A 9,680-nucleotide genomic window follows, 5' to 3' on the forward strand; every position below is an offset into this window, starting at 1 on the left:
TGGCGCTGTAGGCATAATCGCGGCGGTACAGCGAGGCGTGGCGATGGCCTACAGCATGGGCAAGCAAGCGGCCCTGATCGTCGTAGGAGTATTCGCTGAGCAGCAAGCCTTGCTGGCGTTGCTGTTCACGACCGCAGTGGTAGACGTGGCGCGTGAGCGGCGTGCCGTTGAGGTCGATGGCGCTCAGCGCACCGCCCTTGGCGTAGTGATAATCGAGCTTGCTGTTGTCCGGCAGACGCAGGCGTTTGAGCTGACCGCAGGCGTCATAGGCATAGCGCAAGGTGCCCCAGCCCTGATGCTCGGTGATCAGCCGATCCTGACGGTCGTACTCGAAGGCCAGCGGGTGATTTTGCCCGTCATCGACACCGATCAACCGACCGAGGCGGTCGTAGTCGTAGCGGATCTTGGCGCCATCGGGCAGGGTTTTGACCAGCAAACGCCCGGACTTGTCGCGCTCGTAGCGGGTGACCAGCGATAAACCCTGCTCGCCAAACTCGGTCTTCTCAAGCAGGTGCCCATTCAGGTCATAGGCATAAGCCGTACGCCGCCCATCAAACCCGATTTCCTGTCGGATCAATCCGGTCGGCGTGTAATCCAGTCGGTACTTTTCTCCGGACTCGTTTTCAATCTCGGTCAGCAATAGCCGCGCATGGTCATAGCGGTACTGCACGCGGGTGCCGTCGGGGTTGATCCGCCGCGAGACCAGGTGCAGGTCGTCGTCATATTCGTAGCGGGTGATGCGCCCGAGCTCGTCGCGCTCAGCGGTGATCTGGCCGTAGGCGCCGTAGCTGTAGGCGCGCGTGCTTCCCGTAGGAGAAGTCGTCAGGATCAGTCGGCCGGCCGCGTCCCACTGCTGACGACTGACAACACCAAATTCGTCCTGGGTGGTAATCCGCCGGCCCAGCGCATCGTAGGAAAAGCGCCGCACGCCGCCATCGGGCAGGGTTTCTTCGATGAGCTGGCCGAGCTCGTTCCACACCCAGCGGTGGCGGCTGCTGTCCGGATAACGCAGCGACAGCAATTGCCCGCGCAGGTTGTAGTAGTAATGGGTGACCTGGCCGTCGGGATCGACCGCTTCGGTAACGGCACCTTCAGCGTTGCGCCGATAGATCCACACCGCGTCGCCTCGGCAACGCTTGTAGAGAAAACCGTTGCGGTACTCGTAGGACGTTGGTGCATCGTCCGGTGGAATCAGCGCGATCAGCCGTCCGACTTCGTCGTAGCGGTATTCGGTAACCGCGCCCAACGCATCCTGCTCGGCGATCAAGCGCCCCTGCTGGTCATAGGCCTTGAGCTGCTCGCCGCCATCGGCCGCGACCTGACGCACCAGCCGCGCGCGCTCGTCGTGGACGTAGACTTCTTCGGTGCCGTCGACGTAATGCACGGTCACGCTGGCGTCGTCATCGTTCCAGACGTAACGGGTGTTCATCTGCGAGAACGACGCCCAGTGGCGCACGCAGCGCGCCGCTTTGCCCTCGCGCTGCCACTCCCAGAAGAAGCTCGCGCCGCCGGTCAACTGGCGCTGGAGGATGACGTGGTGGTCGTCGTAGTCGTAGCGCTCGCTGTCGCCGACCGCGTTGGTCGCGACCAGCAGGCGTTGCCGGGCATCGAAGCTGTAGGTGGCGAGGGTTTGCTCGGAGGTCCACTCGCCCTGAACAAAGACTTGGTAATCGACCGCCACCAGCTGCGCGCGGTCATACCGCAACAGCAGCGCGCGCCCGGCGCCGTTGTCCAGACGCTGAATGCGGTCGGAGCGATCGCGTTGCAGGGTCAGACGATTACCGTAGACATCGCTGATTGCGGTCAGTCGTCCGGCGCGAAAGTGATAGAACCGCGCGCTGTCACCGGCCAGGGCGAGGATCAGTTCTTCCGGCTCATCGCCGAGAAAGATCGCCGCCCGCGACAGGCTGTTGTGAATCGCTGGGCGCGCGACGTTGGGCAGGGGAAAGCGGGTGCGGCGGTTCTCGTGGTCGATCCAGATCACGCCATCGCCGTCGAAGGACAGGCGATGGGCCAGCGTATGGCTCCAGCCGAAACCCAGGCCGATGTCGATCTCGACCGCGCTGCTGCGGTACAAACGGGTGAACTCGAAGGGCAGCACGCCATCGAGCACCGCGTCGGTCAGGGTCAGCAGTTCTTCGCCGGTGACCATCGACACCGGGCAGCCATTGGTACAGGTTTTGGGCACGCAATCGGCGGCATCGCCGTTGGGGTTTTTCGCTTGATCGGGGACGTCGTCGTGGGGCTCGTCTTTCTTCAACATGGCGTTGCGCTTGGCATCCCAGCGCAATTGCATCCGGCCCTTTTTCACCCCGGCGGCGATACCCCGCGCGGCAACGGCTTTGTAGCGGTCGACGTATTCAATAAAGGCGTTGACGATGCTGAACAGCGCCTTGACCAGACGCTTGGCGACGTTGAACAGCTGCGTTGCGCGGTCAGCCAGGCGCAGCGTCAGATAAGCGATCCCCGCCCCTGCTCCGACAAACGTCAGCACCACGCTGATCAACACATCGATGATCAGTTGCACGATCATCATCGACGCCACTTCAGCAGACTTGCCGGCAACCTCGCTGGGCGGCAGCATGTCCAGCCACAGACTCGCCGACCGTAGCAGCAAGCACATCGCCGCTTCGTCACTGACCAGCAACTGCAGCTTTTCCATGAGATCCGGAGCGGTCTGTGCCAGCTCGATCAGATCAGCCGCGCCACTGCCCAAACGCTCGGCGAACTTGCCGGGGTCCTGAAGAATTTCCGAGAGCAGACCGAGGCTGTCCCATACCCCTTCGATGGCCGCCCAACTGCCGGCGAGCATGCCGTTGCTGGCTGCGGTCGCCACCGACTGTGACCACTGCGGCTTGAAACCTTGCCACTCGCTACGCAGCCAGCGCTCAAGTTCGCCGGTCAAACCGTCGTAGGATTTGAACAGCTCGTCGACTTGACTGGAGGTGACAGCGCTGTGGACCAGAACGCGGTAGAACTTGCCCTCGTCGCCTCTGAACTCGCCCTTGCCCTGCTGATCAAGGGTGACCGGCGCGGTTTTGCCGCTATCCACGTCGACCACATCGACGGAAATGTTGCCCAGCGGGATGTCGTAGACCGATTCGAACTTGCTCTCGATTTGCATCAGCCCGCCGTGCGGGCACTGGACGACGCTGGAGGAAAATTCGTCGTCGCTGCTGCTGACCGACGTACTGCTATCGCCGAAGCGGATGATCCGCTCCATACCCACCAGCGATGGCAGGTCTGCTGCCTCGCTGATCTGGTCCGCCCTGCGACTGAGCCAGTGATCAAGCTGTTTGCGGTAGAGGCTGAGCGTTTGCGGAAAGCTGTCGAGTTCCTGCTCGATGCGCGCGATGGCTTCCATCAACACACGCGAGCAAACAAGGTGGACTGAAAAACGGGCTGAAGCATGAGCGGTCCCTCGCGCAAGAAATTAGTCGCGGGAACTGTGCGGGGGATCAAAGAGGAAAGAAGTCAGGCGAGTAGGCAAAGGATGTAGGACTAATCTGCAATCCAGCATCAAGCGAAAAACGTGCAGGCAGGAACGTAAACGCGGCGTGAGGAAAACCTCACGCCGCGTTTACTTAGAAGACATACATGGAATTACTGCGTTGAATCACCAGCCTTCAGCTGTTGCAGCTTCAGCTCGGCCAACGGATGCCCGGCCTTGGCGGCCATGCTCCACCAACGAGCGGCCTCAACGGGATCCGGCGCCTTGCTCGGGGTACCGGCGAGGCTGATCACGCCAACTTGATAAGCGGCTTTACCGTCGCCGGCCAACGCCGCCAGACGCAGCAGACGCACGCCTTCTTCACGCGCGCCCAACCCGACGCCGCGAAAAGTCAGAATGTGCCCATAAAAGCTTTGAGCATCGACATTGCCGAGGTTGGCCATGCGCGCGAACTGGCCTTCAAGCCAGCGCCAGCCACGCGGCTGGCGAACGAACCACGACCAATGAAACAGCCGGCGGGCCAGCCAGTAACCGGCCCGCGCCTTGAGCCGAAGAAACACTCAGGCCTCCGCCGATTCCGGGTATTCGTATTCGAAGACCCGCACCACTTCCGACGCATGCCAGGACGCCGCCGCGACGCCATCTGACGGCCCGGAAAAACGCCCCAGACGCTCGACACATTCAAAGAACCCGGTACGCGGCAAACGACTCGCGCCCTGACTGATGACCAGCGAACTGCGCAACGGCTGCTCGGCTTTGGCATCCAGTGCGGCCAGATGCTCCAGCGCAGCCGTCAGTGTCTGCATCGCCGGTGTCGGCAGCTGCAAACGCTCAAGCAAGGCTCGATAGGTCAGAAGATGGCGCTGACGGCGCGCCTGGTCCAGTTCCCCCAGCAATCCGTCCCAATGTTGACGGCTGATGCGTACGCTCACGATTCGTCCCTCCAACCCGGCACCGTCAGTTCCCAGGCCAGGCTGCGGCGAATCGCGGCGTCGGGCTGACGCTCACCACTTTCGATCATGGCCAGGTAAGACGGGCTGATGCCTACCGTGCGGGCCAGCGCCTCGATGGCGATGCCCTTCCCTTCGCGCAAACTGCGTAATTGATCCAGACCCGGAAGAATCGGCTCCGGCGAGGCGGCGAGCGGCGCTGCTGGCTGCTGCACCGGTGTTGCGTTGATCCCTGCTGCTTTCAGTAAAGCCTGATATTGAGCCCACGGCAGAACCGCGTATTCGGGTTCGCCATCGCGTGCAATTATCTGAATATCCATGACTACCCCGTAGGACAACACCACTTAGCGAGTCGGCACTTTTCCCTAGAAGTGTAATCCTAACAGCGGCCAAGGTCGCGAGTGGTATCTATCTGTAGGCAGTCTTGGTCAGTCAGGTTTTTTTCGGGCCTTGCAACTGCAATTGTTCAGGGGTATCAGGGAGGCGTTCAACCACGGCCAGCTTTTCGGGTTGCTGGCGCTTGCGCCACAGGCGGAAGGCGTTGAGCTCGTCATCGAGGGTTTTCATCAGCCAGGCGAGGACAGCGATGTCATCGAGCATGCCGAACATGGGAATGAAATCCGGAATGGCATCGACCGGGCTGAGGAAATACATCAGGCCCGCCACCACCGAAATCAGCGACTTGGCACTGATCGCGCGATACTCGCCACGCCAGTAGGCCAGGCACAGCGACTGCAGCAAGCGCAGATCATCCTTGAGTTTGCCCAGGCGATTGCCTTGCGCGGCGCCTTTGCTGGCCACGGCAAACAACAGGGTCGGCAAGCGTCCACGGGCCAGCAGGCGACCAGCCAACGGCAGGAATCGAGCGAAATTCCACGGAGCTTTCATCTATTCTTCCCGTTGAAATGTTATCCACACAAATTGTGGATAACCTTGTGAACAGAGCTGCATTTCAGCGCTGAGAGCCCCGTTTCATAAGGGCTGCGCTTAGATCGGGCGTTTTTTACTCACATAAAAAAGCCCAATATTTCATTGACTTGGCAGCTCAGGACGTCTAGCGCGGGCAGCCTCAAAGCTATGACTGTGCTGATCGCTGTCAGTTCGCTCTGTTTACCTTTCCTGACCTGCAGATGCAACAACGCCCCGCATAAGCGAGGCGTTGTTGTCGAGCCGTTGCGTGTTACTTGGCAGCGGCGTCTTCTTTGGCTGGATCCTTGATGGCCAGCAGTTCCAGGTCGAAAACCAGAACCGAGTTGGCCGGGATTGCCGGGCTTGGCGACTGAGCGCCGTAAGCCAGATCGCTAGGGATGTACAGTTTGTACTTCTCGCCAACGTGCATCAGTTGCAGACCTTCAACCCAACCCGGGATCACGCCACTGACTGGCAGATCGATCGGGCTGCCGCGCTCGACGGAGCTGTCGAACACGGTGCCGTTGGTCAGCTTGCCGGTGTAGTGAACAGTTACGACGTCGGTCGGCTTAGGCTGTGGGCCATCGGCTTTCTTCACTACTTCGTACTGCAGGCCGGAAGCGGTGGTGGTGACACCGGCCTTCTTGCCGTTTTCTTCGAGGAATTTCTTGCCGGCGGCTGCCGACTCTTCACTCATCTTGGCCATACGCTCTTCAGCACGCTTTTGCAGCGAGGCGAAGGCTTCGACCAGTTCTTCATCTTTCAGCTTCTGTTCTTTCTTGCCAACGGCATCTTCGATGCCCTGGGCTACCGCTTTGGAGTCCAGATCATCCATGCCTTCCTGGGCAAGGCTTTTGCCCATGTTCAGGCCGATGCCGTAGGAAGCTTTTTGCGCCGGGGTTTTCAGCTCTACGCTGGTCTGCGAGTCACAACCCGCGAGTACCAGGCTAACCAGGGCTACCGCCGCCGCCAACCGATGCTGTTTCATGCTATTTCCTTGTTCATGCGCCGAATGGGCAATCGAGTAAAGCCGCGAGCTTATCAGGCCGCCACGACCAATGGCTACCGGCATGAGAGCAGGAATCTTCCGATAAGTTCAGGGATTAAAACGCATTTGGACAACGGCTGGATGAAGCTTCTGTCATCCACGGACGACAAGCGTCATCGGAGCTTGCCTCAGCGTCTGGCGTAATGGCCACTTGCCCAGCAGTCATGGCTCAGGCATAACAGCGCAACAATTCGACAAGGATGTTTAACTTGCGCCTTCTATTCCGCGTTCTCACTCTGGGGATCGTGCTAGCGATAATCGCCGTTGCGATGATTGTCTATTACGTCGCCAACCCGAAATTGCCCTTCTACACCCCGCCGCAACAGGTACGTTACCTGGATCAATGGAGCGAAGAGCAACGGCAGACCTACTACTTCACGCCGCAAGGTACGCAAGTCAAAGGCCTGCGTTACGAGTGGTTCCAGGCATTGGAATTGCCCTTCTCCGAGCAGCGCTTCGCCTCCCCTGAATATCTCGCCCGTTTCGGCTTCCTGGTCGACCCGCAGCAGAAATCTAGCCCGAACAATCCCGGCAACCTCCCCGTCGGTTTTGCCCGGCACCAGAATCCCGGCAACGCCTCCGAGCATTATCTCGACATCACCTGCGCCGCTTGCCACACCGGCGAGTTGCGCTTCAAAGGCCAGGCCGTGCGCATTGATGGCGGCACCGCGCAACACGTGTTGCCTTCCAGCGTTCCTACTTTGCGCGGTGGCAGTTTCGGACAGGCCCTGGTCGCCAGTCTCGCCTCGACTTACTACAACCCATGGAAGTTTGAGCGCTTCGCCCGCCAGGTGCTCGGAGATGATTACGAAGCGCGCCGCGAACAATTGCGCAGCGAGTTCAAGACCTCGCTGAACACCTTCGTCAAAGTGGCGTGGAACGACACCCATCGCGGCCTGTACCCGACCGAGGAAGGCCCGGGGCGCACCGACGCGTTCGGCCGGATTGCCAACGCTACGTTTGGCGACGCGATTTCCCCTGCCAACTACCGTGTGGCCGATGCCCCGGTGGATTACCCGCAGCTGTGGGACATGTGGACGTTTGACTGGGTGCAGTGGAACGGCTCGGCCCAACAGCCAATGGCGCGCAATATCGGCGAGGCGCTCGGCGTCGGTGCCACGCTGAATTTCTTCGACGCCAATGGCCAGCCGCTGCAAGGCGCTGAGCGCTACCCCTCCAGCGTGCGCGTGCGCGATCTGCACGCCATCGAAGAAACCTTGCAGCAGCTGAAGCCGCCAACCTGGCCCGAAGATCTGTTCGGTGCGATCGACAAGCCGCTGGCCGCCAGAGGCCGCGCGCTGTTCGCGGAAAACTGCGCCGGCTGCCATGTCCCGCGCCAATCGCAGGAAGGCAAACGCTGGGTGCAGCACTTGCACATGCTTCCCGTGGAGGTGATCGGCACCGATCCGAATGCGGCCAACAACATTGCCAGTCACCGTTTCGACCTGAGCGCGCTGCAATGGGATGTCAAAGAGCTGGAAAAAATGGACGTCAAACTGCACCCCGAAACCAAGGAGCCGCTTGATCTGAGCCAATTGTCGGTGGCCAAGGGCCTGGCTTACGTCACCGCGTTCGTGGAAAACCGTGCCTATCGCGACGCGCAGATCACGCCGGAAGAAAAACCGCGCATGGATGGTTTCGGCCTGCCGATCGGCGTGCGCGAGAAAGTGGCTTACAAGGCCCGACCGCTGGCTGGCGTGTGGGCGACTGCGCCGTTTCTGCACAACGGCTCGGTGCCGAGCCTTTATCAGTTGCTGTCACCGCAGGATGAGCGCGCCACCACCTTCTATAAAGGCACGCTCGAATACGACCCGCACCACCTCGGCTATCGCACCGAACCTTTCACCAACGGTTTTCTGTTCGACACGCGCATCAGCGGCAACCATAACAGCGGCCACGAATTCCGCGCCGGCGCTCGCGGCAACGGGGTGATCGGCCGCCTCCTGCAACCCGAGGAGCGCTGGGCGCTGCTCGAATATCTGAAAGTATTGGGCGGACCACTGGAGGCGCAGTTGCCATGATCATGCCGACATTCAAAAGAGAACTGCCGCCACTCGCGCGTTTCTGGCTCTGGTTGGGGCGCTTGCTTGGCAAGACGTTACTGACCGTGCTGGTCATCGCCCTGCTCGGCTGGGCCATCGCCGCCGCGTGGTTCGCTTGGCAGCATCGTGGGCCGGTGTCGGCGCAGGAACAGATTCCACCAGGCGAAGCGGCGATGACCCAGGACATCATTCAAACCGCAGTGCGCATCGTCGACCAGCACCGCGAACCCACGCGTTATCTGCGCGATGCCCACGCCAAAGCGCATGGCTGCGTGAAGGCGCAAGTGCAGGTGTTACCGGAACTGGCGCAATCGCTGCGGCAGGGGGTGTTCAGCGAGCCGGGCAAGACCTGGCAGGCGCTGATCCGGTTGTCCAACGGCAATGCCTATCCGCAATTCGACAGCATTCGCGACGCGCGCGGAATGGCGATCAAGTTGCTTGAGGTTCCTGGCACGCAACTGCTCGGCAACCGCCAGGACCAGCATGAACAGGATTTCGTGATGTTCAGCCATCCGAATTTGTTTGTCAGCGATGTCGCCGAGTATCGTCAGAATGTGGCGGCGCAGGCTGACGGCAAGAAGGTCATGGCGTTTTTTCCGACGTGGGATCCGCGCACCTGGCAGGTCCGTCATCTATTCATCGCGCTGGCAACCCTGTCACCGCCGCCGGACAGTCCTACCGAGACCACATACTTCTCGGTATCGCCCTACAAGTTCGGTGAGGCCAATGCGAAATTCCGCGTCGTGCCGGATCCGGAGCGTTGCCCGGCGTATACGCTGCCCAAACAGAATCACGACTTGCCGAATTTCCTGCGCAGCGCACTGAATCAGCAGTTGTCGACGGATCGGGTGCCGGCGTGCTTCGCCTTGCAGATCCAGCGCCAGGACGCGAACAAATACATGCCGATCGAGGACACGAGCATTGAGTGGCGTGAGCAGGATGCACCGTTTGAAACCGTGGCGCGGATCACCCTGCCCGCACAGGACTTCGATACGCCTGCGCTGAATCTGCAATGCGACAACCTGTCGTTCAATCCGTGGTTCGGCATCGAGGCGCATCGGCCGATTGGCGGGATCAATCGCTTGCGCAAGGCAGTGTACGAGGCGGTGAGCGATTATCGGCATGCCCGCAATGCGGCGCAGTAGCGCGGCGATTTTATAAATCGCAGACAGCAAAAAGCCCGCACAAGGCGGGCTTTTTGTGGTGTCTGGCGTTCAGCTCCAGATACCGAATATGGCGCAGCGGACGGGACTCGAACCCGCGACCCCCGGCGTGACAGG

8 protein-coding genes are annotated in these 9,680 nt (G+C 60.7%); 2 read left to right on the plus strand and 6 right to left on the minus strand.

The features are described 5' to 3' along the window. From D8U70_RS18490 to D8U70_RS18515, 6 genes are all read right to left on the minus strand, one after another. Positions 1 to 3,364: DUF6531 domain-containing protein (locus tag D8U70_RS18490; protein WP_130929472.1), on the minus strand; the 3,364-nt coding region annotated here is incomplete at its 3' end. Positions 3,365 to 3,603: 239 nt separating this feature from the next. Further along, positions 3,604 to 4,011, minus strand: a complete 408-nt coding sequence (locus D8U70_RS18495) for an SEL1-like repeat protein (RefSeq protein WP_073472641.1) — start codon at positions 4,009 to 4,011, stop codon at positions 3,604 to 3,606. Next, on the minus strand, positions 4,012 to 4,383 hold the full coding sequence (locus tag D8U70_RS18500) for a hypothetical protein (protein WP_003223109.1): 372 nt from the start codon (positions 4,381 to 4,383) through the stop codon (positions 4,012 to 4,014). Next, entirely contained in the window at positions 4,380 to 4,721 is a 342-nt protein-coding gene (locus tag D8U70_RS18505) for a helix-turn-helix transcriptional regulator (protein ID WP_056783977.1), read from the minus strand. Before D8U70_RS18505 ends, D8U70_RS18500 begins: the two co-directional genes overlap by 4 nt. 112 nt (positions 4,722 to 4,833) lie before the next feature. Continuing rightward, positions 4,834 to 5,289, minus strand: coding sequence for a YkvA family protein (locus D8U70_RS18510; RefSeq protein WP_073472643.1), 456 nt, complete (start codon positions 5,287 to 5,289; stop codon positions 4,834 to 4,836). A 292-nt stretch (positions 5,290 to 5,581) separates the two neighbouring features. Continuing rightward, positions 5,582 to 6,298, minus strand: coding sequence for an FKBP-type peptidyl-prolyl cis-trans isomerase (locus D8U70_RS18515; protein ID WP_016773732.1), 717 nt, complete (start codon positions 6,296 to 6,298; stop codon positions 5,582 to 5,584). A gap of 269 nt (positions 6,299 to 6,567) precedes the next feature. On the opposite strand from D8U70_RS18515, the gene D8U70_RS18520 reads away from it, so the two are divergent. Both D8U70_RS18520 and D8U70_RS18525 read left to right on the plus strand, forming a co-directional pair. Then, positions 6,568 to 8,379 (plus strand): di-heme-cytochrome C peroxidase, encoded by a 1,812-nt coding sequence (locus D8U70_RS18520; protein ID WP_130929473.1) that lies wholly within the window; start codon positions 6,568 to 6,570, stop codon positions 8,377 to 8,379. Beyond that, on the plus strand, positions 8,376 to 9,545 hold the full coding sequence (locus D8U70_RS18525) for a catalase family protein (protein ID WP_130929474.1): 1,170 nt from the start codon (positions 8,376 to 8,378) through the stop codon (positions 9,543 to 9,545). The genes D8U70_RS18520 and D8U70_RS18525 overlap by 4 nt, the downstream gene beginning before the upstream one ends. The last annotated feature ends 135 nt before the right edge of the window (positions 9,546 to 9,680 follow it).

The organism is Pseudomonas sp. Sample_20 (assembly GCF_004307585.1).
Lineage (GTDB): Bacteria > Pseudomonadota > Gammaproteobacteria > Pseudomonadales > Pseudomonadaceae > Aquipseudomonas > Aquipseudomonas atacamensis.